This is a genomic window from Providencia sp. PROV156, from assembly GCF_028480905.1.
In the GTDB taxonomy this organism is placed as follows: domain Bacteria; phylum Pseudomonadota; class Gammaproteobacteria; order Enterobacterales; family Enterobacteriaceae; genus Providencia; species Providencia hangzhouensis.
This window is the reverse complement of record NZ_JAMPPE010000007.1, coordinates 96661-122245: the sequence shown is the minus strand read 5'-3', so window position 1 is coordinate 122245 and position 25585 is coordinate 96661. Positions and strand designations below refer to the sequence as shown.

Sequence of the window (25585 nt, the reverse complement as noted above, 5' to 3'; positions counted from 1 at the left end):
GATGAAAGATAAACCATATTTGTCAATTATTTCTGCTGGACTATGTACCCCTGTGGGAACGGACCTATTTTCTGCTACCGCGGCTATTCGAGCGGGGCTAGACCATTTCCGGGAAACTCATTTTCGAGACACACTAAATCACCCAATCATTGGCTCTCTGTTATATGACTGCCAAATATGGGGACCTGCACGATTTATTGCTTTAATTAACGATGTCATTGAGCAATCACTAAAAACCATCACGGTAGATAAAGAACACATTGTAGTGTGTTTATTATTACCGGAAGAAGATAGGCCAGGAATGTTCCCTCAATGGCTTAAGATGATTTCAGAGACAGTCTTACAGCCTTTTCATACTAACTCGATAGCATTTAACCGAGGTAAAGCCGGGATCGGTGAAGCCCTGCCTTTTGTACAGGAAATATTGTCAACTCAAACAGCTGACGTGGCATTACTAATTGGGTGCGATAGCTATTTTAACGCAGAAACTATTCGCCATTATATGGACACACATCGGTTATTACACTCAGAAAACAGAGATGGTTTTATTCCTGGGGAAGGTGCAGCCTCAGTCGCCTTGACATTAGCAGACAATAAGCACAGTCATGTAAATATTCTTGGTTTTGATACTCAGCTAGAAGCGGCACATATTCTTCAAACTAAATTACCCTTAAGAGTAAAAAGTTTATCAGAGGCAATTGAGCATGCTTGCCAAGGCTCATATCTTTCATTAAGTGATACTCAATTTCACATTAGCGACGCTAATGGCGAATCTTTTTATTTTAAAGAAATATCGTTGGCAACAACTCGTACGTTAAAAGAAAAAGTTGCACATTATCCTCATTATTTAATTGCTAAAAGCCTAGGTGAAACAGGAGCAGCAAGCAGTGTGATGATGTTGGCAACCTTGTTTGAATGGATGAAACATCCAGAAGGACCCGGAGATAGCGGATTGGTGATATCTAGCGCAGATAGCGGGGAAAGAACGGCGATTATTTTACAATATCAAGAGGTTAAATAGATGGATACACGTGTCTATGTTAATGATCGAGAAGCATGCTCTAAGGCATCTGATGGCGTATCAACGGCCGCATTTCCAGACCCTTGCTGGTCTCCAGGGCCAAGTGTAGTTCCTTATCCAAATACGTCAAAAGCGGATGCGTTATCAAATGGCACCGCAACGGTGTTTATTCAAAATACCATGGTAGCCCAGGAAGATCGTTCATTTTTTTCTACTAGTACTGGCGATGAACCTGCCACTTATGGGTTAGCTAAAGGGGTGATGACGGGAGTAATCAAAGGTAAGGCTTATTTCCGTTCATGGTCATTGAATGTGAAATTTGAAGGATATGGCGTTGCCCGCCATCAAGATTTAATGACACACAACCATGGTTCTTTTCCGTCTAATACACCGACTTTTCCTTATGTTTCCCGCGGTGTTTTTGGGGGATTAAAAGCGTGTGATAAAGAAAATACGCAAGTTGAAAAACGTTGTGAGCCGGATAAAGATAATTCAGAGACACAGCAAACGCTCAAAAAAGAGAGCAAGCTCAGAAAAGCTTTAGCAAAAAAAAAGCAACGACAAAATAAAAAGAACAGCAAAAAATGGCATTGGACGGATGACCATTGTGCTGGGCTTGAAATAAAAGTATCAGGAAATACCCCTGAAGAAATGCAGGAAATGGCGAAAGAATACATGGATGATATGTCTGAGTCGATACAGACATTAAAGAGTGAGTTGGATTACGTTAATGCATTAAAAAGTAAGCTAACGGACATGGCTGAAAATGCAGCAATGAAAGCCTTGGGGAAAGTAGGGGCGAAAGCAGTTGCAAAACAAGCTGTGGGTAGTGCTGTTCCAGCGTGGGGAAATGCGGCAATGGCCATTTGGACATTGGGCGACCTTGCTTATTCTGGCTTTGAGATTAGTTCTATTAAATCAGCGGCTGAAGAAGGGCTTGAGCAAATCAAAGTGTTATCCGAAAAAGCCGAAGACATCAAGAAATTGATGAAAGAAGCGGAGAGTTATAAAAATCTGTCACCTGAAGAACAAATAAAAAGAGCCCAAAAGTTAGCCGAAGACACGCAAGAAATATTAGCCTCATTAAATGCATGCGCACGGGCAAGAAAATGCAATTTAGTGCCCTATTCTGTAAAAAATGCCATTAAGGGGGCTAGAGGGAGTAAAACGGAGCCGGCCAACAACGGCGGGTGTTGCAAAGGGCAAACGGGGCATCATTTAATTTATTCCAATATGATAAAAGACGCCTGTCCAAATTATGATGCGTCAATTGCCCCAACTGTTTGTGTCGAAGGAACTTCTTGGCATGGTGGAAGCCATGGGCGTATTCATACGGCGATGGATGATGAACTTAGCCGCTTAGTTAAAAATAATAAATTAGATAATAATACACTGAGTATGGATCAGGCGATTGATGCGGCGGTACGTTCCCACAAAAAAACATTTCCATATGCCAACTGTTCTAATCATTGCATAAGAGAACAACTTAAGGGCTACTACTTGCCGATGTGTAAGAATGCACGATTGCCTGCCAAAGACTCTCGAGGTAATCCAATAACAGTTGAAAAAGAGAGAGAAAGATAATGAGTTATGTTACTAAAGAACATTGGGCTAAATATATCAAAGGGTATATTTTTACTGGATGTGCAATCCGAGATAAAAATATCGTGTATTTTTGCTTACGCAAAGATGTTCCCTATGAAAAATCCAGAAATCTCTGGAATAGTGAAATACCTTCACAGTTGTTATGTATTTATTTAGATACACCAGATGACCCGATTGATTATATTAGATTTGAGGGGTTTGATAGTCCTAAAGTGGGAGTTTGTTTCAAACCAAAAGAACAAGGGATGCTTGCTTCTAGAGGGGATGATGGGTTTGTAAAATCTATGGGTAGTGGTTCTAAGTTTCCCTTAGAAAAGGTCATGGAAGGTGATTTTGCAAATCCTAAAAATATCAAATGCATTGAAGGTTATGCCTATTATGTCGGCTCTGCACGTGAAATTTATAAACGTGTCGACATTGGAAAATGGGTGCGACTTCAAAAAGGTATTCCAGGTGGAGAAACAGATACCGATATGGGATTCACGGATCTTGATGGTTTTTCAGAGCAAGATATGTATGCCGTTGGCGGTGAAGGGGATGTCTGGCACTATGATGGTGAACAATGGATCCCCTGTGGCTTTCCCTCCAATGAACAATTAAGCGCAGTGCTGTGCGCCCCAGATGGTTATGTGTATATCGGTGGTGAAGGCGGCAGCCTATGGCGTGGCCGTCAATTCCAATGGGAAAAATTGTACCACGGGGGCTCGACGATTTTACTGAATCAACTGCGCTGGTTTGAAGATAAAGTCTGGGCTTGTGATGACTATCGTTTACAGTGTTGGGACGGCAATGAAATGGTACGCCCGATGGATGGTGATGAATCTGTTCTTCTGTCTGGCCATATGGATGTGCGTGACGGCATTTTAGTGGTAGCGGGTGATTATAGTGTAGACCTGTATGATGGAACGGTATGGCATAAGATTGTTAGGCCTTATAGTTAATAAAACATGTTTAGTAGATAAAAATATGTCAACAGTAATCTCTATTGATTTTCTAAATCCAACTCCGATTATTCGGCAGCATCTGAATAATGCGACGTTTTATTATAAAACGCTACATGAAAGCCGTTATTCTTCATTAATTAATGTAGAGCGATTTAATCACTTTAATGCACTATTAAACGCGAACCTTGACGGTTTATATCATGCCGGGCAGCTTGGTTTACATGAAGCATTGTCCGCATTAAAACGTTGGAAAGGTTATGAGGATGCCTTTATTTATGCTTCGCTTTTTAATGAGTTAGATAATGAGAAAGACGTTGATAATTTTTGGCGAACGATAAAAACATTAGGCTTTGATGCATTTATTGGTGCTATAGATGCTCTAGTTCGGGTGGAAATCACATCTAGAAATGCGCAATTAGCAATACTTAAAGATATTGATTTATTTATGTTTTATATCGCGCTATTGAAAATAAAAGCATATGATGCTGAGGTTATTCAATACGAAACGTTTTTACAGTATTTAAGTTCCCCATCAAAAGAGGTCAAAATAGCGCTATGTGACTATACGAAAAATATGGGACTAAATAGCGTATCTGAAGACCTATGGCAGCTCTTTAATCATGAAACAGACCTTACAATAAAATATGCCGCTATAGAGGCAATTAGTTGGCTTTCAGATGACTATAATCGTATTTATTCCGCATTAATTCAACTCATTCAGTTGTATTTAAATGAAAATAGCTTAAAAGGAAGTAAAGGTTTAATTCATTCACAAATAATAGAGAATATCGCTAGATTGATGGGTTATACATCTTCTATGCTTGATGGAGTTGTATTATCAGAACAAATACAATTACTGCCTGATTACTTAAAGATTGTTTATTATGCTAATTCCGGTAATACCGCTTATCTTCAAAACCTTATTGGTTATCTTGATGTCCCTGAATTATCGCGCTTAGCATTTAAAGGTATTTGTTTGATTACAGGCATTGATGTGAATTCACCTGAATTGACATTTGCCTCTGTAGAACAGGCCGAATTAGCGGTTGATAGCCGAGTTCGTTTTCTTTCATCAAGTGTTAATCAAGTTAATCAAGAAGCAGTAAAAAGGACAGTACTATCACTGAATTTTAAAGGGAAAGTACTTTTAGGTAAAACTATTTCTATTTCTCATTGTGAGGCGGTTATTCAAAATGGTTGTCAGCTTGAAAGACATATAGCAAATTGGCACTTATTTCATCTGAGTAATAAAATTAAATACAATAATATTTGTTACTTTAATCGAATAAATATAAGGAGTAGAGGTGATTAATTATCCAGATTTAAATAAAGATAATATTCGTTATCAATCAGCCTTTGGAAAAAAACTGGTGATAAGCTTTTGTGCTTCTTGGTGCCATAATTGTGAATCATGGAAAGACACTTTCACACTTTTGTCTGAAAGATTTGTTGATGATTGTTTTATTTGGATTGATATCGATGAATATCCTGAATTAGTGAGTGAAATTGATCTAGATGTAATTCCGGTGGTACTGATACAAAAGAAACAAAATATTCATTTTTTAGGTCCCATTAGGCCAGGACTAGACGCCATCATAAGTATCTTAAACTCAGATAAAGTGATGGATGTTGAGTTTGATCCTGGCGTAAGAGAGTATTTAAGTGCACCTGATTTCCAACAGAGAACACCGTATTAATATGGTTATCAGGATACCTTGCCTTACTGTAAATCAAACAATTTAATAAAAGTAACGATAGAATTAGAAGTCTGCCGAGGAAAAGGAAAATAAGATGCGCGATGAAGCTTTTGAATTATTTGTTGAAAAATTTGGCGAAGCCTCAACATCACGTTATGTTTCTGAAGAGAAAATTGAAAAGTGGCGAGGCAAGTTACCTGAATTACTCTTAACTATTGGCACAATGAAGGATGGAGTAGTTATTATAATGGATTATTTACAATTGTAGATCCTGATGACTATGAGGATATTGTCGATGAGTGGCTGGAAAACACCTATTTAGAGGAAATTGATAGTTTTCATGCAATTGCCATTAATGGATTTGGGAATATCTATTTATGTGGTGAAAAAACAGGGCAGTGTGTAGTTATTAGTTCAATGTACAATACAATTTTCGTTCAAAAAAAAGAGCTAAAAGGAAAACACTCAGAGAAAAGTATTAGTATAAGAACATTATTTGGATTCACCGACATAGATAGCCATAATAAAAGTGGCCTATTTGAAAAAGCGGTAAAAAAACTTGGGCCTCTTGGTGATAATGAAATATTTGGTTTTGAACCTGCGATTATTTTAGGTGGGGAACCTGATATTAAATACATACAAAAAGTTGATGCGCGTATTCATTTGTCTATTTTAGCCCAATTGGCTGAACCAGAAATTAATGAAATTAATTTTTAGATTCAAAGAGAAAATATAATGAGAGATTCTTATTTTTCATCAATAATTGAAAGTCTTGGTGAAGCAACAGCCTCTCGTTATGTTTCACTTGAGTATATTGCAAAGTGGAAAACAATTTTACCCGATAATTTACTTAATTGTTGGGTAAATGAAGGCTGGAGTCGTTATCAATATGGTCTTTTTTCTTTTTTTAGTTGAAAAACATGGGGCATTAAATGAAAATGAAATTTATTGCTTTGATCCCATTATCCAAAAAGTAGAAACATTAAATTTTAATGCGTCTAACAAAGTAAATGCTATTGATTATTTATTAGAATTAAGGAAAATAATTACACCCGCAGTCAAATTTATTTAAAATAACATTTCTATTTACAATAATATATTCACTGAAATAATATAAATTAAATAATAGACTGAGTTCTTGTGATTGCGAGCTGAACAATGAGTTTGGGCAAGAATACCTTCGCTGTAGTGAGATGGGCTTTATGAATTCTAGCCATTAAACAGAGATAGGATTATTAGCACGTTACAACAGCAAGTCACTGCAACCTTGAAACTTTAAAAGCAGGCAACGCTGCCTCATAGGTTCATGGGGTGGGGATGCAATTGAAGCGTTTTTGCGCCACACTTTTTATGCTCCCCTTTACTATATTGAGGTAGTCTTTGGGATACTTTAATTAGTTACTCATTAAGAGATAGTTAAATCATCGACTTATGTCCTTTTAGGGGGGATGGGGATAAATGCCACCTTGTTTTTTTCTCGTTATTCAGTGTCACCGACATCTCTAATAACATATTCGCGGATAGGCAAAATGGGAAAAAGTGATAGAGGTGAGTGGTAAATACAAAGGCTTCACCTTCGCTTTCATATTGAGCGTTATCAAGTAGTAGAGATAAAGATAAGCACCGGTAGGGTTTACCTTTTAAGATATGATCATATAAATGTGTTTTCAGCTCAATGAGCCCAGATAATAATCGCTCACATCTTCGTGTCACTTGCCTATCAGTATCTCGATAGAGAATATAATCAGCAATTAAGTGTTTTACGCTTTCTAATGACATTAGCATTGAGGCATTAGCACTGTAATGGGATAATAATTGCCAAAAATGGTGGTTATTAACGATGGGAGGATAGCAAGGTGACAATAATGTGATATTTCCTGTTTTAATTCCGTCAGGCATTTTTTCACTGTGTTGGTTTAATAAGCCAATTTCGTTTTTTTGGTTACGTTCAAAGCCTATATAAACACATGAAAAATGTAAGCTGGGCGGTGTTACCATAGGGGCGCCTTTATTATCAAAAAAGTTTAAATAATAAAGAGTATGCCCCGTAATATTTTTCTCCATCGTTAAGGAGTAAAAAAGGGTTTTATGGTATTGAGGCATAAGGCGTGAAGATGCCGTTAATTCTGTCGTAGGATAAAAATGACAATATATGCCTCTCTCTTGTTCATGTGGCTCAAGTGAAAGTTGAATTTCAAAGAGGTCAGCCAAGTAGTGATGGCTAGGGATAGGAAGCAAATAACTTGATTTATTTTCTTTAAAATCAATTAGCAAGGTGTGTTGTGCTTCGGTATCCATTGCCGGAGCACAGTTTAAATAAAAGCTATTTTCACATTCCTCTTGTGTCAAAGGAAGCTGTTGATTGAAATAGATGTTAACTGTAAAACGCCTTTCTTGCTCCCAATCTAACTCAGTGACAACTTGGGGAATATTGAGCTCAACAAAATGATGAACATGAGGTAAATAAAGGCCTTCCAATAATTGCTGTGGAGCACTGAGTGATGCATTTTCTTGTGGGAAAATTTTATAGGGTTTTCCGATTTTGGGCTCGAAAGCGTAGTTAAGGGGATCTCCCTCATAGCGAATATGATTATGGATGACTTCAATTTTTTCAAAATACTGGCTAAATGCGAGTAGTAAGGTTTCTGATATTTTTTTATTGGCTCCTAAAAAAACATCAAGTGAACTTGTTGAATGAAATTTAGTTTCACCTCGATACTGTAATTCAAGTGAAATACAAGAACGATTTGGGTGCTGAATCACTTTTCTAGCGAGAAGGCTATAGGGTGCTACGACGAATTCATGACAAAAACTAAAGCGAGCCCCATTATTACCTAAGACAAGATGGTCTTTATTTATCTCTACTGGAAAAGAAAGCAATTCACTTTGGTCAATTTGTACAATAGTCGTTGCTGGAAGCCCTTTTATAGCTTGGGAGTCTAGTCGTTGCAGTAGGGGCAATGTAATTTCAGGAAATGCATCGTCAATTTTATCCTGTAAACGCGCAGATAAAAAAGCAAACCCTTCTAATAGGTAGCTTGTCTGCGGATCTTGAGGATCTAATACATCAGCTAAATGTGGCTTTTTATCTGCATATTCACTATATAGCTTTTGTAAGTATTGCTTTTCTTTAATATATTTTATTTCACTCATGACTTAATCCAAAAGATGAATATGAGCTGGGTTTTAAACCTTTTTGCTCTGCTTGTTTTTGTAATTCATAGTAACGAGCTAATAATCCATTAATTTTATTATCAATATTGATGAGTGTGGCAGGGGGAACCGGTTGCCCATTTTTAATTTGTAGCGATAATTGACGGAGCTTTTCTTCAATAGGCTCCACTTTATTGTGCTGCTTTTGAATGTCATAGATGGCAGTTTTTAAATAGGATAATGTAAAACTACCTCGGTTTTTTTCTTGTTGAATAATTTTATTTGAAAGTTGCTGCAACAACATTGCTGTTTCAGACCAACTATCATTAATAGGCATATTTTCTAAACGCGCCTCATATTGGTTTTGCCAATTTCGGCTGAAGTAAGCCTGATCAGCATCCGCAGGCCAATAAGATTTTGCTTTTTCTTGCATGTTCTCGATCAGTTTCAAGTTAGCGAGAGGGGAACGCTTTTCGAGCAAAGCTAAATGATATTCATAGGTATTTATTTCGGGTTTAAATAACCATTTGGCAACAGCACCTTCAGGAATGGACGTTATAGCCTCCATCTCATGTTTAAAATAAACATAAGCGCTAAATCCACTGACTAAAAAGAGTGCACTACTAAGCACACAACCCCATATAAAACCACGGGTAGCGCTCATTTTTTTAGTTGTTACTGTTAATGTTGATGCGGGCTCTGGGGGTTCAAAAATAAATGTTGGTGATGGTTGTTCTACCTGTTTAGCAGGTTGTTGGATATACACTAAAGGCGGGAGCGTGACAGATTCGGATGTATTCTGTTTTGCATATTCTTCCTGTTTTTCAAGTTGTTTGGCTAAATTTTGAAAGAACCATAACAAGTTTTCAATTTTAGGCAGTTTTTCCCACGTTGTTTTAGCCAGTTTATCAATGATTAATTGTAGCGCGCGTTCTGAGCGGTAAACCAAACGGAGGTCTTTTGTTTCATAGGTTTGCTGGCGTAGCAGGGCGCTAGCCTTTGTATTAAACCAGTTGAGTGCTTCTGTTCGTTGATTCGGTTTTTCAGGCCATAACGCATCCCAATGAGTAACAATAACACTCGCTAATAATTCGCAGCCTTCAGTAAAGCCACTGAGTCCATGGCGTTGTAGTCGTGCAATTGTGTAATAAGCACCGCTTTGTAGGTCAATACCATGATTTTTAAAAAGAGACAAACAAAGTGATTCAATAAGCGTCCAACTGACCTCCGGACGTGCAGGATGACTTAACTTGTTAAATTCTGTTTTAAGAGCAATAAATTCAGGAGTATCTAAAGGGGAGCTCCCGATTTTAATGACTAAATGTTCTGATTTCATCTCGTTGAATATCCTATGCCCCCACATAAAGTGGAGGCAATCACATTAGTAAAGGGTTTCAGGTAAACGGAACTTTGTGAATAATCCTCCAAAGAAAGGATTATTAGACTCATCAACGAGTACTCGATAAGTCATATCTCCGCTATCAATCGTGAAACGAATATCGAATGAATTGGATTTGATATTCATTAACTTCGCACTGTCGACTAAGCGCATTTGTGCCCACGGTCCTGAGAAACTAATTGAACGAGGCGATTTATCGCCGGAAAGCGGAACTAGAGTCAGTTTACTTTCAATATTTGAACGCATCGAGTTTGGCCAAACGAGATGCGTGACATGGCTGCGGCTATGGGCATAATCAATAAGCTGACCGTCAAGATTTAAGATACTACGGCGTTTATTGCCACTTAATGAAAGGGGTTCAACTGCAAATTGTGCTTCTAAATTACCTTGTGCATTAAAGAAGGTTTCTCTTATGCGATTTGCAGTTTCAATTTGCGCTAAAACATCAGAGCGGATCAGTGATTGACTATCCCTATTATCGACTAAGTTATTTTCAACAAACAAACGTAAGTTCTGTTGATAGAAGCTATCGAGTGTGCCATTAGGTTTAAAGAAGCGTTCGAACTCACTTAATGGAACATCTTGTTTTGAGTTTGGATTAAACGGATAGCGACCAGCAATATAGGTATTATATTGTTTTACAACATTTTCATTCCATTCAACTTCCATATGTCGAATAGCTTCTTTCTGGACAACATTCCAGGCTTGTTCAGCGAGTTCATCTACCCAACGATTGAGCGGTTCAGGCAATGTTTTAGCCATTTGTGATAGTTCAAATATGGCATCTTTATTATTATCATTGAGTCGCATGGAAACTGCTTTAAGTGCCGCTTTGCCCGGTACTGGAGAGTTTTGTATTCCCAACAAATATCGATGCAAATCATTCAATTTTTGATTGAGATTCTGTAAGTTTTCTCCTTGATTACTGACCAGTATTTCTGTTTGGGGTGTGAATTCTCTATCTAAACGTGTTAATAAACGGTAAGAAGGTTCTGCCATCAAGGCTTTTTGTTTCTCAATAGGTAAATTTTCATCAATGGATGGAATAACCGTATTATCACGCAAAACTTGTAAGGCACGACGTAAAGGCTGTTCTCCGCTGATGATTTGTTCAAGAGCGATGATTTCATCTTGGATTGAGTCAAATTCACGAATTTCTAAATTACTCATTCCGTTACGCCATTGAGCGATATAATCACTGATATATTGCTCACTGATTTGACGTTGAATTTCTTTACGGTCATTCTCACTATATTGGGTATTTGATGTGAGATTGAGCACCCAAGCATCAAGCAACGTGAGTTCAACTAATTTGTCATTTTGGCGAATAAAATAGTTTAATAATCCTGAACGTGTTAAAAACTGTGGGATTTCTAATTTATCCTCATCAATAGCGGTAAAAACAGTATTAAAACTTGGGCCTATCTGATATTGCAAATTTAAAGGCGCTGAAAGTTCTTGGTTGGCTTTTAGCCGTAATGCCTGGTACACACGTTGATAAAGCGATAACACACTGAGTTCTTTCTGGGCATTTTTAATGGGGGTCGCAAAAGGCGTGAAGGCCTTAATCGCAGTCATCAGACCGTTGTCTCGTTCCGCTTTCCAATCCGTGTGTTCAAGCGCATAACGTAAGTGTGCTTTTAATAGCATTTGTTTTTCACGTTGCCCAGTGAAGAGATGGCTCCAATAATTCGCCATAAAGTCTTCAACCATGCCATTATTGCGCCCTGTTTTATCTTCTAACATGCGCATAATGCGTAAAATTTCGAGTTTATCTTCACTGCCCTTATCTGCATTATTAAGTTCAATTAAAAGCCCTGACATAATTGCGGGTAAGAAACGTTCGGTCAGTAATTGCAGATAAACTTGCTCAACTTGTGGGCCGACTTTTTGGCCTTGATACAGCCCCATATCAGAAAACAGCGCATTTTTATCGCGGTGGTTCCCATAGGCAAGTGTCGCTTCACGCAATGGGTTGAGGACGGGAAGTTGTAAGCTACCATCAGTATCTTTTTGGACGTTATTATCTATCGTTCTAAAGGCTTTAACCTCATTAAGCACACTCTCACCGGCGCGGTAGTTTTTATCATAATAGTGATTCCAACCACTCCAAAGCGCAATTAAACCGGCAAAACTGGCCAGTGTTGTGACTAAGAGACGAGAACGGTGTTTTTTGACCCAATATTGATTTTCAGCTGCTAAATTGGGCTCACTGAAAAGGACTTGGTCAAATAAATTATGTGTAAAGTAAGGGTGGCTATCATTGATTGGCCAAGTTGTTAGTGGGGCTGTCGGTAAATGGTATTGCACGGATGCCGTTTGGCTAAAGACATCGTCTATTTGGCCAATCTGTAATGCAGAGGTGAGATAAACACCCCTTAAACAAATGTTATGTTGTTCGTTATTAATCAACAGTGCATTAATTAATGTTATAACGTGGCTCTGTAACCCTTCTATTTGACGTACAAAGCTGAATAAATCACTACGTTGATTACCTTCTGCTCGTTGTAGCATCATTTCAGGTAGTGCGCTATTCATTTGGTTAACCCACTGTAACCAGAAGTGCGTTAAACCCGTCTTCCAATCTTTTTGAGATTTAAGGTCGAAAGAAACACCCAGTACTTGGTTACGTTGTTGCGCATCCAATGACTGGTACATTGAATCGAAACCACGTAGTAAATCGAGCTTCGTTAATACGATATATAATGGTAGTTGACTATTAAAAGTCATTCTAATTTCTTCAATACGCATTTGCAGGTCAGCAATCAATTGGCTGTTTTGCTCTTTCGTATTGGTGAGTAGGGATAAGGTATCTACCGTTAAAATAATCCCGTTCATGGGTTGTCTTGAGCGATTAGTCTTTATCCAATTAAGTAACTCTTCCCACAACCGATGATAGAGTTGAGGTTTCTCATTATGTTCATTTGGTTGAGTCAATAGCTTGCCGTTAGGAACAAAAAGAACGGCACTATCCGTCAACAAGCACTCAATATTTAAAGGCAGCTTTTGTTCATTAACGATATTGTCACTTGGCGCGATATCCAATGGATTCAGCGTATTTTTCAATAAGCTATGTTTTCCGCTTTGGTTTGCACCTAAAACAAAATACCAAGGGCGCAAATAAACAGCCTTAGAATGGCCATTTAAGTGACGAGTAAATTGAGATTTCCAATAGTCTAAATAACGATTTTGGAAGTCAATATCCTGCCTAACGGGGTCAACAACGGTTAACTCAACATCGAGTTTTAACGCTTCAAGTTTTTTTACTCGACGCCATGTAACTAAACCTATCCAACTGACGACAAGCAAAATAATAATTAGCGTAGCAAGCCAGCGTGAGGTGAGTGTACTAAATGGCATTGAGTCTTGATAAGTGAATGTTGGCCCCCACCACCAAATCCACACAATGACGAGCGCAGGGAGTAACGCTAATAAAAATAGGAAAAAGGAGGCAATTTTTGGCCTATCAGCAAAAAACAGTTTTTTTACCGAATTGGTTATGTTTGAAATGGAGAAAAACGGTAATTTCATTATTGTAGATCCCTATCCATAGTCATTGTTGTTTCTGGTATTTTGTCTGTTTTTTGAACGAGTTGTCTTACGAGGCTGGGTTCCCAATCCTCGAGTGAAAAGTGTAAAGTAGCGGTATAAAGTTGCTGATATAAGTGGGCCGCCATATAGCCCATTCCTGAGAGCTCGAATAGTTGCGCTGACAATAATTGCCCATAAAATTTATCTCTAGGCTCTATTGCAGTTACAAGGTTTGATTCAATGAGCTTCAATGCGGCTTCAAGCCCTTGTTGTTCATAGCACAGTAAAACGTCTTGCTGTAATAATGTGGTATTTGAATGAGATAATTGGCCACTCTCTGTTTGGCGACAATCTTCTAACCATTCTTTCACGCTGTCGGGGACGAAAGGGCTCATATCAGAAAAATGCAAATTGACGAGGTTTGGAAGGCGAGCTAAAAAAAGACGTAACTCTTCTGCGATACCATTCGCGACTTCTGAATAACCCAGTTTAGCTGCTGCTTGTGCTGCGAGCATGTGGCCTTCTAGCCAATAAGGCGATAGTGATAAGCTTTGCTCTACATTATTTAATAGGGAGTTTGATGGTTGAGAAAGTTGGGCTTTGTAATCCATTATGCGATCCATCGAAACCGGCGCTAAGGGGGTTTTACCTTGACGATCGGCTTGGGGCAACATTGTAATGGAATGCCAGATAGCATAACGTCGTAAGCGATAACCAACTGAACTTTCAGGCATTTGTAAACAAATAACTTCTGAAACTTGGAGTAGCGTTTGCTTCCATTGTCTTTCGTCATGCTGATTTATATTGATTGCTGGCATGACAAAGCTATTTGCTGGTGGTTGTACAGTTTCAGTAATAGGCATTGCGGCTTCTTTTGGCGCTGAAGCTAACACTATGGGCTGTTCGCTTTCTTCAATTCGCTGATAACCTCGACTCAATGCATCAATTTGTTCAGAAAGTTCAGGGCTCTGTTCATGCCAAAATTGAGCTAAATAGGCAAAAGATCCCAGGATATCATCACGCATTTTGCTATTAGCAGAACGGCAAAAAATATCGTTTACTGACTCGAAGCGTTTTATAATTTGGTTCGCTAAGCGTAACTTGAGCTTAATATTCGTTGGATAGCAGACATGCCAATACTGGCGCGTAAAATCAGAAAGGATCTGCACTGCTAAAACTAATTCTTTAGGTTCACCTGCATGCTGTAAGGTACGTAATAAGTGAACGATTAAGCGGAAATCCTTTGTCTGTGTTTCAAGCAACCGCAAACACCGACGTTGAATTTCTTTAACATCTAATTGGCTGTGACTGAGAGAGCCGAATTTTATCATTTCACTATCGATATACTCCCAGTCGGGGTCACTATCGTTCACAGCACTACACACCAGCTGTTCATCAAGATGGGCAAGTAACTGTTCTTTCCAAGAATAAGGGGTATTGTTTGTCATTATTTTTACCAGTGGCAAGCGGCTCTTAATGGTTTAATTTCTTGGGACATCCCTGAAATATTGAACGTTAGTTTTTCGTTATTCGTTAATTTTAAAGTCAATTTTTCGCCATTTAATAAACGCTTGATTTCATCTATGCCAGGTAAACCACGGCTTGATTCCAATACATAGCCATTTTCGCGTAAAAACCATTCTGCAGTGAATTGCGTTCTATCAGTCGAGACCATGACACTGCCTGCATCTTGTTTATTGGGTAAAATAATTTGCATACGGGTAATGTTGTCGATGCAGCTCAACATGAGAACAGGGCGCGGAGGTTGAAAACCAATGGCAGGGATAGTCATAATGACGGGGTAATCACCATTTTCAGGTACTGAGACTAAGAAACCCGCACTATTTTCGACACGTTTCATTTCGTGTTCATAAGCTTGGCGCCAAGTTTTCCCCATTTGAGCAATATTAGGTGAAGTATTTGCTGCAGGCGTCGAGGACAGCGCTATTTTGTCATAGCAATCTAAGCGAATAAGCTGAGAAGATTCTAGACGACACTGGGTGAGTTCTTCAGCGATCTTCTGGCTAATATTGCTTTCAGCTTTTCCAGACAAAGCGAAGAAAACTAGCATCAAAGAGCAAAAAAAGAGTTTCAGTATTTTCATTTTATACTCCGTACTTCTTCAATTTATATATCAGCGCACGCTTAGATATGTTGAGGTGTTCTGCCATTGCGTTGATATCTCCCTTTAGCTCTCGCCGCTTGTTTAATAAAATTTCTTTTTCATAGCTCTCTACAGCAGCCTCTAAATCATTAATATCTTTTGGGTTATTTGTTATTGGTTCCATACTTGTGATTGATGCCGTTAATATGTTTAAGGCCTCATTGAGGCTTACTTCCTTTTCTTTCTGCAACTGATTGAGATATTGCAAGTGCGAAATTTTTTGTTGCGTATTTGCCAATTCAAGAATGCGTTTTAATTGCTGATGAAAGAGCTCGCAATAAATAGGGAAAATGCCTTGTTCGAAATTTTCTAACTCTTTGGCCTGCCCTAAAAGAATAATGGCACCGCATGGTTTATGGTTCAGATCATGCAGTGGTAAGCTATACAGCCCAGTATTAACAGGAAGCTGCGAAATAAAATCACGTAATGACGCGTTATTAATGTAGCTACCTTGCTGTAAATTCTTCCAAAATGTGGGTTCACCCTTTAATACAAGTTGAATTAAAGGGTGATCGGCATCAGTAATATCAGTGTCTAAAAAATGGCTTTGAACTTGGAGTGAGTGGTCAATGTTCCAGCTTTCTAATCTATTTTCGGTTTTATTGACCAATGAAATAATTAGCCCGCTGAATACGCTACGCGAAAAACTATATGTCAAAAATTGAACGGCTAGCGCTTCTACGTCATGGCACTCAAGAAGAGCAAGTGCATTTTTTAGTCTTGCTTTCATTTTTCTTTGTTAACCTCCGCAATAAATTCATCATTTTCCGTTGTTAAACGAATATGGGAGATGGTTTCATTACGGGCACTGAATTGAAGGAGCAACAAAGAAAGAGGCGGTAATAAGGCACCGTCAATAATTGATTCTAAGATACGAGCACCATTTTCAGCGCGAGAAGCTCGACGTAAAATTTCATTAGGGACGCTTTCTTCTAACTGGATTTTTGCATTAAAACGTTGTTTCAATAAGATCATAAGACGCGTCAGCTTACTATCAACAATTTGCCGTAAAATATCAGCCGAAAGAGGTAAATAAGGGACAATTTCCATGCGGGCCAGTAGGGCGGGTTTAAAAAATGTGGTGAGCTCAGGATAAAGTGCATCTTGCAGCTCATCAGGTTTGTCCGCATACGCGGTAATCACATGGTCACCTAAATTAGACGTTAGGAAGAATGCGATATTTTTACAGTCAATGACTCGTCCTTCACCATCGGCTATCTCGCCTTTATCAAATGCTTGATAGAACAAATTTAGAACGTCTGGATGGGCTTTTTCGACTTCATCAAGTAGTACAACAGAATAAGGCTTCTGACGAATAGCTTCTGTTAATATCCCCCCCTCACCATAGCCGACATAACCTGGTGGCGAACCGATGAGACGAGATACCGTATGCTTTTCTTGAAACTCAGACATATTAATAGTCGTTAGGTATTGAGTTCCACCAAACATTAATTGTGCAATTTGGATCACGGTTTCTGTTTTACCGACACCACTTGGCCCTGCCAATAAAAATGCACCAAGAGGGCGACCTGGGCGGCGTAAATCAGCGCGTGCCGTTAACAAATGTTTATGTAAGCACTGTATTGCTAATGATTGCCCTTTAATGCTTTCTTCTAAATAGCTGGGAAGGTCTGTAACAATAGATAAAGCATCTTGCGATAATCGGTTTAATGGTACGCCTGTCCATTCTGCGATAACGGCTGCAATTTGTTTTTTATCGACGTGTGGCAAAACAAGCAAATGTGTTTCATGTAGTTGAGCGAGTTGCTGGTCTAATGTTTGCAATTCCTGTTTCAGCTCATCAAATTGGCAAGTTTCTTCAGATTGGGGCTCAGTATTCTCATCGTCTAATAACGTTGAGCGCAAAGTAATAATTTGCGAAACAAGCGCTTGTTGTTGTTCCCATGCTTGTTGTATATCGGAAGCTTTTTGCTCAATCTCATTTGCTTTTGATGCTAATTCCTCAAGGCGTTCTGAGTGATTATCCAAGCCAAGATGATGTTCTCTTTTTAATATCGCTGTCTCCATCTCTATTTGCTGGAGATCTGTTTTTAATGAAGAGAGCATTTTTGGCGGCGAAGATAAATTGATCGCTGCCCTTGCACATGCGGTGTCTAATACGTCAATGGCTTTATCAGGTAATTGACGTCCTGAAATATAACGTTCACTGAGTTCAGCACTGGCTCGAAGTGCTTCATCATCGATAAAAACATTATGTGCTTTTTCATAAATACCGCGTAAACCACGCATAATGATAATTGCGTCCGCAGATGTGGGTTCTTTAACTTGAACTAATTGAAAACGGCGGGCTAGTGCAGCATCTTTTTCGAAGTATTTTTTATACTCACTCCAGGTGGTTGCGGCGATTGTTCTCAATTCACCGCGCGCTAATGCAGGTTTCAATAAATTGGAAACATCTAGGCCACCCTGTTGATTACCTGCACCAATCAATGTGTGCGCTTCATCAATGAATAGAATTATGGGGTGAGGAGATTGAGAAACTTCTTGCATGATGCCTTTAAAGCGTTTCTCAAATTCACCTTTAACCGCTGCACCAGCTTGCAATGCACCTAAATCTAAGGTTAGAAGTTCACATCCTCTTAATTTTTCAGGGATTTCACCGGCGATAATACGCAATGCGAGGCCTTCAATAAGCGCGCTTTTCCCAACGCCTGGTTCCCCAACGACGACAGGGTTATTTTTCCGACGGCGGCAAAGGATATCAATCATAAGGTCGATTTCATGATCGCGACATAAAACAGGGTCGAGCTCATTATTTCGAGCTTGTTCGGTCATGTTTTGCGTAAATTTTGCTAACAATGAGTCCGACGCGATTTTGCCGTTATTTTGAGGTGCTTGTTCGTCAAAAGGCGATTCAGCAGACCCTTCTGTCCACTTATCAAAACTGAGTTTTAATTGCTCTCGATTAACTTGTGAAAGCATGTCTGCAACCGGTTTTGGGAGGTAACGCAACGGCATTTGTAATAATGTGAGAAAGAGAACACCTGAGCGAAGTTCACTGTGGTTGAATTCTGTCGATGCAAGTAACCAGCTGTCTTTCATCCACTCTACCAATAAAGGAGAGAAGCTCGGATAGCTCTGTGTAATGGCTTGATGAGGTGGAATTTGAATATCTAATAATTCTGACAGCTTATTAATATCCAAAGTGCTCTTCTGGCTGATTAGGCGAATGTCAGTTAATGGCGTTTCAATGAGTTTCTGAAGAAACTGAGCAATCGTAATTTCAGGTTGTTGATGGCTTACACAGTAGGCTGCTGCGCTTTCTAACGCATGCTTAGCAATCGGGTGTAATCGGTTAACAAGTGTTGAGAGATCAATTTGGATCATAATGCGTCCTAGCCGAGTAAAGTATTAAGTTGTTCCACAATTCTGAGTGTTTGGTAATTCAGTTGGGATGAGTAAATCTGATAAATAATAAATGCTAATATTGCCGCACCAATGATGATGTAACGTACGCCTAACCGCTTACCTAAACGGTAGCGGCTCTGCTTGTTATCCCCTTTTTCAAACAGGATAATCGGTTTTGCATCGCCTTTAAGTTGTTGTATTTGTTTTTGTAAGCGTCTAAGCAAATGGTTAAATTCATCATTTTGCCCCGCAGATACTTTGTAACGACCTCGGTATCCAAGACAGAGACAAAGGTAGATAAACTCAATGAGGTCGAGGTAACGTTTGGGCTCACCTAATAATCTTTCAATTAAGATAAAGACCTTTTCGCCACCCCATGACTCATTATGAAAGTGGACAAGTAATGACTGTTTTACCCAGCCATTTTCTTGATCCCAGCCCAATCCAAGAGCTGTTTCATCAATAAAAGTGCACAAGACATAACGAAACGAAACAATGGCCCCAGGCTCGTAACCTTGTATTTGCAGTTGCTGTTCAATAGACGTGATGTCCATGACCACTTGCTGGTAAAGTTTCTCTGAAAGTGGCGTTTCAGACATCGCTTTCATTCGTAAAACCATACCTAAAAGTGGCGTTGCAGCATCGATCATTGGGTTAATGTTGTTACCCCTAAGTGGGATTTGGTAATTCTTCTGTGAAATACCGCTATCAACATCGTGATTAAGCAAAATATTATCAGTCATAGAGTGCTCCATCTCTTATTGCCCATAACTGAATATCTAAATCAGGGAAATTGCCAGAAACGTGGAAGGCGATATTGCCATCCTGCTGGATCCCCTTCCATTCATTACCTTGTTGATCAAAATGGAAGTAGTTATACCCAGAATGATAAGGTAATTGCCGTGGAGCAGTTGAAAGAGGGGATAAAGGGACTCCCGGTATTTGAACACTGACCAAGCTACGAATATTATTTACCGTGGTCACTTTAGTTTGCTGTGGGAACTGCCGGCGTAGTTGTTCCTGTGGCATCTGTGACTTAACTGCAATAATAAATTCCGCTTTTTGGAGTAGTTGTTTGTCATGAATAGTCGCCACTCGAATACCGTGTTCTTGGATTTGTAACGGAATAGGAATTGCACGCGGCGTCAAGACAACACTTAATGCTTCACGGATACTTTTTATTAATGGGAGAAAACTATCTGTTAAATCAAAGTGCTTATATTTTGCAATGGTATCGGGTAAGCGAGACGAATTCGTGAATGTTTGTAGCTCGCCACAAAGTTCCAATAAATCGCGAAAAAGCTTTTCAGGGTGAATGACTGGCTCTTGCGCATAATGTGAATAAAGTGGATAGGTGCGGTTGAGTACTTGTAGCATCATAAATTCAGCGACATCCGCAACACCTTGCTGGCCAGGGGCACCAATGCGGGAGGCTATTTGTTTACCTCGTTCATACAAAGTGCCTTCAATCTCAGTAAGAAATTCATTGAGTAATAGCGATGCCCGAATATTCAGGAGGCTTGGAATATAATCGTTATCAAGCGTTAAGCTTCCGTTGGCATTACGTTCTCTAATACGGCATATGGGCAATGCCACGTAAGCGTCTAAGCCACTTTTACCTTGCTTGAGGATAGGGTTTAATCGTGCAACGTGGATAGTACTTAAATCACCATTTTCAGTATGTAAATCACGAACATTTTCTGTACTTTCACTATAACGTGAAAGTAAACGGCTCCCATTATGCTCATTTGAGATTTCACCAACATTCCCATTAGCTAAAGGAAAGGCAAGGTAGATGACATTACTATCACTATCAGTAATGTTTTTTATATCAATTGGTTGTGGTGATAAATCTTGGTTTGGAATAGAGAAAATTGTGCCGTCTGGCATAACGCCAGAAGCTTCTTGAATACCAATACGACCTAACGAATATAAATCGTTACTTAACGATAACGTACTGAATCCCCAAAAATGAGAGATAAAGCTCTTTAAAATACTTTCAGTAACGTAATCTTGATGACGTTGCTGTTGCTGAAAATGTTGAGGTTTGATAAATAGCCCTTCACGCCAAATTACTCTATTTTTAGTCGACATATTAATCATCCTCTTCTTGTCTAAATTCGATTTCGTTTTCTCTAATGTGAGCTAAAATAAAGTAGTGTCGTCCTTTTCCTCGGGCTTTAACTATTTTTTTCCATTCCGCATTATCAGGGTCTGAATAATAGGCAATAATGCCGATATAACGATTAGATGCCTGTAGTGTCATCGTCGGGAAGGGCTTATATTGGCCCGGCAAGATAGTGTAATCTTGGTGGTCTATATAATTTTTCTTCAGAACTTTCTCTAAGTCCCCATCTTTAGCTTCTATCTGGTCATGATCTAAAGAGCCAAATAAAGAATCTTCATTAAGATAAACAATTTGGATATTTATCGGTGCAGCTTCATCTTCCTGATTAGGATTAATATAGGGTTCAGCGAGGATGGTTAAATCAACAGTGGATGGCTGATCTTTTGGATAGCCAACGGGAATCGACGGGTCCAATAGAATTTGCCCCACTTTTGACGCTGTCTGTAACGTTTTACTGCACCCACTCAAAATGAAAAATGAGGCAAATAACAGTAACACTGAGAAAGTTCTAAGCTGCATTTTAAGCTTCCTCTAGGCCTTTTCTTAATGCTCGGTCATAAGCATGGGAATAAACTTCATAGAATAATTTTTCAAAACCCTGCTGCCGCGATGAAGAAAGCTCTTTGTAATAGTTACTGTACATTTCCCATGCCCAGCCATCAGTCATTGGCGTGTTATCTGAAGCACGTCGGTATTGGGAAAAACGGTTTAATAAATGTTCTGGAGAAAAAGCCGCAAGCATTGTTGCTAAAGCTGTCGATATCGCTTCTTGATTTGCATGGTAATGTAACTGCATATTGTGCAGACTTTCAGTGACGGCGGAAGGTGCTGAAAGGTGAACAGGGCTACGTTCATCTGTAAACATCAATTTCATCGTATCTTCATAACTACTGTTTAGACGTAGCGGGTTATCTTCAATAGGGCGAAGTTGCTTATCCTGTAAACTCTCCTGCTGTTGCTGCAAAGCGAGTAAACCTTCAACAGCAGCTTTCATTGTTTTACCGAGCTCTATGAGAAAGTCATTAGCTTGTTGAGAGCTAGCTAAATTAAGATGGATACCTAAACCATTCATGAGAGGGTTAATGGCAACATGATCAATATCGGTCATGTGTTCATCTTCGAAAGGTGTAATTTTGGGTAAATCAATAAATTCTTGTACCATGGTATTCTCTTGATTATCTGATATCGCAAGGGCAGGTGAATAAGAGAGTGGGTCACTCAATAAAGAAGGTTCTGAGACGACGGATTGACTCTTAGAAATTAAACTGAGATTTTCATTTTCTAGCGCTTGTAAGGGATCTGTAGTGAGAGCACCTTGAACAGTTGGAACAAATGGGGACTCTTTGTTTTCATTATTTACCGTATCAATATCAAATAATGAATCTAAAGGATTATGATCTTTTGCAACAATAGATTGCGGTGTCGCTGCCATCATATTTTGTACAGGCTGCCCAGTTAAACTAATATTGGTTGTAATAACCAGTTTGCCCACTCTAATTTGATCTCCTTGGGCAAGCTTCACCGCATCAAGATGTAACGGTATAATCGCGTGATTAATGTAAACAGAGCCTGAGTTTACTTTTAAGCAAAAATGCTGATCTTTCCAGAAAACAGTAAACTGGCTGGCAGAGATAGCACCATCACCGTCTTGAATTTTCCAGTCACATTGATTGCCACTACCAATTAGGCCGCCATGTTGGGTCAATGTTGCACTCGGTAGGTAACCACTTTCTAGTTGTTCACTATTCGTTATGCTAAATGAAATTGTTGGCTGATGTTTATCCATGTCTTTTATTCCAATACCGTAATGGTGACACTTGGCTTTTTAGCCGGTTTCCCTAAAAAGCTTTGCCAACCTAATTGGTTATGATTTTTTTTACCTAAACAGAAACCTTCAGCTTGATCTTCGGCAATACTAAGACGTAAATCCCAAGCTAATTGCTCATGAAAAATGTAAGAAACGAAGGCGACGAGAGGAGCGAAATCACTACCGTTAGGTAAAAAACGCATATAACGCTCTATAGTTAACTCACTAATTTCTATAGTGCATTTTCCGTTGCAATCATGTATGTGAGATCCAAGACTAAAATTTTCACCTAATAACATTCGAGGGCGAGATTTTTGTCCGGGTTGATGAGAAATAATACCTAACTTATTTTGTTGTGATTCTGGGATAGGAACACGGCGCGTTTCCCAACCAATAACCGATACATTTTCTAAGTCAAAACAATGGGATATTAGACTGCTAATGACATCTGCTGAACGGCTCGGACTCGCTAAAAGCCCTGCATAAGCGAGCATTTTGCTGTGATTGATTTTAATCCGTCCGCGATTAACTCCATTTCCTAAACCAACAAGAGAAAACATATATTGGGAGAAGGAATCTTGGCCTTCATTCTCAAAACAGATGTAGTAGCGATATTTTCGCCAGATACGATAGAGCAATGAGAGCAATCGATGATTAAAGATATTTAAAAAATCAGAAATCCCTGGGATTTGCTGTGCATCTTCCCAAGCAAATTCATCAAGGTAATAACCAGGAAGTGGTGACTGGCTTCCTTGTAGCCCGAGAAAAGCAACTTCTAGTTCATATTGATGAGTGGCATTTTTTTCAAAAGACACGACATCTCTCGTTGGGAACGCAACATTAGAGTGTGATTTAAAGCGAATAATATCGCTACCATCACGAGTGATATCCATGTCTTGATGAATCATTTTATTTAATAATTCAACAAGTTGATAAAAATTATACTCTGTAACCGATGGGCCAGCTTGTTCCAGCCAGCGATCGATTATTTCAGTATGTGCTGGTTGATTTGTGCTGGCCACTGATAAATTTCCTTATTATCAAGGTTAAGAACCTCTAACTCATGGAACATATTAATGCTGGTATACAAGGTAAAAAATTGAGCAATAACAGTGCAAAACAAGAACAAGCTTCCCTCAGAAAGAAAAGCGTTCTGACGTACTACCAAGGTTGTTTTTAAACCACGAACTGGCAGCCCTTTGTAGATACGTTCGATATGCTCTGAATGTAAATCAACTAATGCATCTAAACGCTTTTGGGATTGCCTTGCGGTCTGCTTGTCATAAACTGAAGGTAAATCATAAAGTTGTAATATTTTTTTTAATGAATCTAGGTTCAGTAAAGATTGATAATTTAGGGATAAATTAGTTAGTTCTGACCAATACAACGTTTTATCGAGCAGTGGGTATAAGGGAACTGTTGGTTTGAATAAATTTTTAGCTGATAAAGGCCCATAAGGCATAAATGAACGGTCTAAATCAATTGAGCGTGTAGATAACTGGGATGCGATATAGCGATTAGTACAATTGAGCGAAATCGAAACCGTTTCTTCGCATTGTTGTAATTGGTGTTCGTGTTGACGAACAAAAGAAAGCCGATGGGCGTAACCATAGGTACGCTCTTTTTGAGTTATTTTTAAACGATAATATCCATCATTTTGCTCGTGATGGTTTTGATGATAAAAACTTTCAAATGCGGTATAGGTGACCGGGTAAGCTTTAGCTTCAGATGGATAGCGTAATCCATAAACTTCATTAACGGAAAAAATATCAAAACAGTGGGCGTATTGGTAATTAGGGCTTAATACATATTCCTCATCTTTTCCTGTGAGATTGATTGCTTCACTGTCAGCACGGAATAAATTCACTATGGGAGTGCAATTCAGTTTAATACTATCGTTATGAAGAATAACCCCATCGGGGATTTCTTTATCAAAATTAATAACAAGTTTGAATTGCTTGGTTTGGATAGCTAAGGGAATGTCATCCATTCCTTGAATATCCAAAAATAGAAAGGCTTCAGGAAAACAGAAAAACTCTTGTAAGATGCGGTAGCCATCATAACTATTTTTTGGGTAAGGGAGTAATGCATCCTGTTTTTGAAAACCGACAGGTTTCACTGCAAACTGGTTAAGTGGCAATACATGCTCATCTGTGACTAGTGAGGCATTCTGTATATGCTGACTTAATAAAAAATAAAGCTGATTTGTTGTAAATGGAGAACCATTTAAATAAAAACATAATTTATTTAAACCAATGTTTGCGAGAGGTTGTATTCCATCCAATTCAAATGTTATTTCAATGGCGGTTGTTCTTTGTAAAGTTTGCGTAATTTTCGCTGGTATTAACCAGAGATCACGACTTTGGCTAAATCGACATTGAAATAAAGTTTCTTGGTTGGTATTTTCATTTTGTACATAAATAGGTGTTGCATTAAAGAGTTGGCCTGCTGAAATTTTTATCGCGTGGTGGCATTCAGAATAATTAGGCTGGTATTCAACAATTGTCATACTAGGCACAGGACGTGCGTAATTTGGCCATAGCATATTTGCTAAGCTATTGGTTAATTCAGGGAATTGCCTATCGATTTGCTGCCGTAAATTACCCGATAAATATGATAATCCGTCGATAATACGGGCACTATCAGGATCTTGAATTTTATTGGATAACAGATTAACAAGCTGCGGTTTTTCTTGCGCAACTTGTTCTGCCAAATCCTTTAAGTATTCTGATTCATTCGTAAAATAGTTTTTTGATGACATAAGAGT

Annotated in this window: 20 protein-coding genes and 1 pseudogene; 8 read left to right on the top strand and 13 right to left on the bottom strand. The window is 38.8% G+C overall.

Going from position 1 to position 25585, the window contains the following annotated elements; genetic code table 11:
* Position 1 precedes the first annotated feature (1 nt).
* The 8 genes and pseudogenes from PSF31_RS07235 (at position 2) to PSF31_RS07195 (ending at position 6182) form a co-directional block, all read left to right on the top strand.
* Positions 2 to 1021 carry a 3-oxoacyl-ACP synthase gene (locus PSF31_RS07235; protein ID WP_096864210.1) on the top strand — a complete coding sequence of 340 codons (1020 nt, stop codon included), beginning with the start codon at positions 2 to 4 and terminating at the stop codon, positions 1019 to 1021.
* On the top strand, positions 1022 to 2605 hold the full coding sequence (locus PSF31_RS07230) for a PAAR-like domain-containing protein (protein ID WP_140170760.1): 1584 nt from the start codon (positions 1022 to 1024) through the stop codon (positions 2603 to 2605).
* Positions 2605 to 3567: a hypothetical protein gene (locus tag PSF31_RS07225; RefSeq protein ID WP_096864207.1), complete on the top strand. Its 963-nt coding sequence runs from the start codon at positions 2605 to 2607 to the stop codon at positions 3565 to 3567. The genes PSF31_RS07230 and PSF31_RS07225 overlap by 1 nt, the downstream gene beginning before the upstream one ends.
* 25 nt (positions 3568 to 3592) lie before the next feature.
* Entirely contained in the window at positions 3593 to 4882 is a 1290-nt protein-coding gene (locus PSF31_RS07220; protein ID WP_096864296.1) for a HEAT repeat domain-containing protein, read from the top strand.
* On the top strand, positions 4875 to 5267 hold the full coding sequence (locus tag PSF31_RS07215; RefSeq protein WP_094960742.1) for a thioredoxin family protein: 393 nt from the start codon (positions 4875 to 4877) through the stop codon (positions 5265 to 5267). Before PSF31_RS07220 ends, PSF31_RS07215 begins: the two co-directional genes overlap by 8 nt.
* Positions 5268 to 5361: 94 nt before the next feature.
* Positions 5362 to 5624: pseudogene (locus tag PSF31_RS07210) on the top strand (GAD-like domain-containing protein); the annotation flags it as partial.
* A 60-nt stretch (positions 5625 to 5684) separates the two neighbouring features.
* The gene (locus tag PSF31_RS07200; protein WP_232062972.1) at positions 5685 to 5984 is read left to right on the top strand and encodes a T6SS immunity protein Tdi1 domain-containing protein; all 300 of its coding nucleotides are present in this window, start codon (positions 5685 to 5687) and stop codon (positions 5982 to 5984) included.
* An 18-nt stretch (positions 5985 to 6002) separates the two neighbouring features.
* Entirely contained in the window at positions 6003 to 6182 is a 180-nt protein-coding gene (locus tag PSF31_RS07195; RefSeq protein ID WP_096864206.1) for a GAD-like domain-containing protein, read from the top strand.
* Positions 6183 to 6683: 501 nt separating this feature from the next.
* On the opposite strand, the gene PSF31_RS07190 is transcribed toward PSF31_RS07195, so the two are convergent.
* The 13 genes from PSF31_RS07190 to tssF are packed head-to-tail and all read right to left on the bottom strand — an operon-like array spanning position 6684 to position 25579.
* Positions 6684 to 8420 carry a type VI secretion system baseplate subunit TssF gene (locus PSF31_RS07190; protein WP_094960745.1) on the bottom strand — a complete coding sequence of 579 codons (1737 nt, stop codon included), beginning with the start codon at positions 8418 to 8420 and terminating at the stop codon, positions 6684 to 6686.
* Positions 8413 to 9756: a VasL domain-containing protein gene (locus PSF31_RS07185; RefSeq protein ID WP_036957892.1), complete on the bottom strand. Its 1344-nt coding sequence runs from the start codon at positions 9754 to 9756 to the stop codon at positions 8413 to 8415. Before PSF31_RS07185 ends, PSF31_RS07190 begins: the two co-directional genes overlap by 8 nt.
* Before the next feature lie 45 nt (positions 9757 to 9801).
* The gene (tssM, locus tag PSF31_RS07180; protein ID WP_004256019.1) at positions 9802 to 13350 is read right to left on the bottom strand and encodes a type VI secretion system membrane subunit TssM; all 3549 of its coding nucleotides are present in this window, start codon (positions 13348 to 13350) and stop codon (positions 9802 to 9804) included.
* On the bottom strand, positions 13350 to 14798 hold the full coding sequence (tssA, locus tag PSF31_RS07175; RefSeq protein ID WP_096864204.1) for a type VI secretion system protein TssA: 1449 nt from the start codon (positions 14796 to 14798) through the stop codon (positions 13350 to 13352). The genes tssM and tssA overlap by 1 nt, the downstream gene beginning before the upstream one ends.
* A gap of 5 nt (positions 14799 to 14803) precedes the next feature.
* A complete protein-coding gene (gene vasI / locus PSF31_RS07170; RefSeq protein WP_004256010.1) occupies positions 14804 to 15454 on the bottom strand; it encodes a type VI secretion system-associated protein VasI in 651 nt (216 codons plus the stop codon).
* A 1-nt stretch (position 15455) separates the two neighbouring features.
* The gene (locus PSF31_RS07165) at positions 15456 to 16244 is read right to left on the bottom strand and encodes a helix-turn-helix domain-containing protein (RefSeq protein ID WP_004908041.1); all 789 of its coding nucleotides are present in this window, start codon (positions 16242 to 16244) and stop codon (positions 15456 to 15458) included.
* Positions 16241 to 18862: a type VI secretion system ATPase TssH gene (tssH, locus tag PSF31_RS07160; RefSeq protein ID WP_096864203.1), complete on the bottom strand. Its 2622-nt coding sequence runs from the start codon at positions 18860 to 18862 to the stop codon at positions 16241 to 16243. Before tssH ends, PSF31_RS07165 begins: the two co-directional genes overlap by 4 nt.
* 8 nt (positions 18863 to 18870) lie before the next feature.
* Positions 18871 to 19626: a type IVB secretion system protein IcmH/DotU gene (gene icmH, locus PSF31_RS07155; RefSeq protein ID WP_004256004.1), complete on the bottom strand. Its 756-nt coding sequence runs from the start codon at positions 19624 to 19626 to the stop codon at positions 18871 to 18873.
* Complete coding sequence (gene tssK / locus PSF31_RS07150; RefSeq protein ID WP_004908045.1) at positions 19619 to 20977, bottom strand: type VI secretion system baseplate subunit TssK; 1359 nt, start codon at positions 20975 to 20977, stop codon at positions 19619 to 19621. The genes icmH and tssK overlap by 8 nt, the downstream gene beginning before the upstream one ends.
* 1 nt (position 20978) lies before the next feature.
* A complete protein-coding gene (gene tssJ, locus PSF31_RS07145; protein ID WP_004908047.1) occupies positions 20979 to 21530 on the bottom strand; it encodes a type VI secretion system lipoprotein TssJ in 552 nt (183 codons plus the stop codon).
* A gap of 1 nt (position 21531) precedes the next feature.
* Positions 21532 to 22797, bottom strand: coding sequence for a type VI secretion system-associated FHA domain protein TagH (gene tagH / locus PSF31_RS07140; RefSeq protein WP_004908049.1), 1266 nt, complete (start codon positions 22795 to 22797; stop codon positions 21532 to 21534).
* Between the two features lie 5 nt (positions 22798 to 22802).
* Positions 22803 to 23840, bottom strand: a complete 1038-nt coding sequence (gene tssG / locus PSF31_RS07135) for a type VI secretion system baseplate subunit TssG (protein WP_164560970.1) — start codon at positions 23838 to 23840, stop codon at positions 22803 to 22805.
* Positions 23804 to 25579 carry a type VI secretion system baseplate subunit TssF gene (tssF, locus tag PSF31_RS07130; RefSeq protein ID WP_004255992.1) on the bottom strand — a complete coding sequence of 592 codons (1776 nt, stop codon included), beginning with the start codon at positions 25577 to 25579 and terminating at the stop codon, positions 23804 to 23806. Before tssF ends, tssG begins: the two co-directional genes overlap by 37 nt.
* Positions 25580 to 25585 lie beyond the last annotated feature (6 nt).

What these genes read in the sequence shown, in the direction of transcription:
- PSF31_RS07235 (WP_096864210.1), top strand. Translation starts at nt 2, where the DNA reads ATGAAAGATAAACCATATTTGTCAATTATTTCTGCTGGACTATGTACC.
- PSF31_RS07230 (WP_140170760.1), top strand. Translation starts at nt 1,022, where the DNA reads ATGGATACACGTGTCTATGTTAATGATCGAGAAGCATGCTCTAAGGCA.
- PSF31_RS07225 (WP_096864207.1), top strand. Translation starts at nt 2,605, where the DNA reads ATGAGTTATGTTACTAAAGAACATTGGGCTAAATATATCAAAGGGTAT.
- PSF31_RS07220 (WP_096864296.1), top strand. Translation starts at nt 3,593, where the DNA reads ATGTCAACAGTAATCTCTATTGATTTTCTAAATCCAACTCCGATTATT.
- PSF31_RS07200 (WP_232062972.1), top strand. Translation starts at nt 5,685, where the DNA reads ATGTACAATACAATTTTCGTTCAAAAAAAAGAGCTAAAAGGAAAACAC.
- PSF31_RS07195 (WP_096864206.1), top strand. Translation starts at nt 6,003, where the DNA reads ATGAGAGATTCTTATTTTTCATCAATAATTGAAAGTCTTGGTGAAGCA.
- PSF31_RS07190 (WP_094960745.1), bottom strand. Translation starts at nt 8,420, where the DNA reads ATGAGTGAAATAAAATATATTAAAGAAAAGCAATACTTACAAAAGCTA.
- PSF31_RS07185 (WP_036957892.1), bottom strand. Translation starts at nt 9,756, where the DNA reads ATGAAATCAGAACATTTAGTCATTAAAATCGGGAGCTCCCCTTTAGAT.
- tssM (WP_004256019.1), bottom strand. Translation starts at nt 13,350, where the DNA reads ATGAAATTACCGTTTTTCTCCATTTCAAACATAACCAATTCGGTAAAA.
- tssA (WP_096864204.1), bottom strand. Translation starts at nt 14,798, where the DNA reads ATGACAAACAATACCCCTTATTCTTGGAAAGAACAGTTACTTGCCCAT.
- vasI (WP_004256010.1), bottom strand. Translation starts at nt 15,454, where the DNA reads ATGAAAATACTGAAACTCTTTTTTTGCTCTTTGATGCTAGTTTTCTTC.
- PSF31_RS07165 (WP_004908041.1), bottom strand. Translation starts at nt 16,244, where the DNA reads ATGAAAGCAAGACTAAAAAATGCACTTGCTCTTCTTGAGTGCCATGAC.
- tssH (WP_096864203.1), bottom strand. Translation starts at nt 18,862, where the DNA reads ATGATCCAAATTGATCTCTCAACACTTGTTAACCGATTACACCCGATT.
- icmH (WP_004256004.1), bottom strand. Translation starts at nt 19,626, where the DNA reads ATGACTGATAATATTTTGCTTAATCACGATGTTGATAGCGGTATTTCA.
- tssK (WP_004908045.1), bottom strand. Translation starts at nt 20,977, where the DNA reads ATGTCGACTAAAAATAGAGTAATTTGGCGTGAAGGGCTATTTATCAAA.
- tssJ (WP_004908047.1), bottom strand. Translation starts at nt 21,530, where the DNA reads ATGCAGCTTAGAACTTTCTCAGTGTTACTGTTATTTGCCTCATTTTTC.
- tagH (WP_004908049.1), bottom strand. Translation starts at nt 22,797, where the DNA reads ATGGATAAACATCAGCCAACAATTTCATTTAGCATAACGAATAGTGAA.
- tssF (WP_004255992.1), bottom strand. Translation starts at nt 25,579, where the DNA reads ATGTCATCAAAAAACTATTTTACGAATGAATCAGAATACTTAAAGGAT.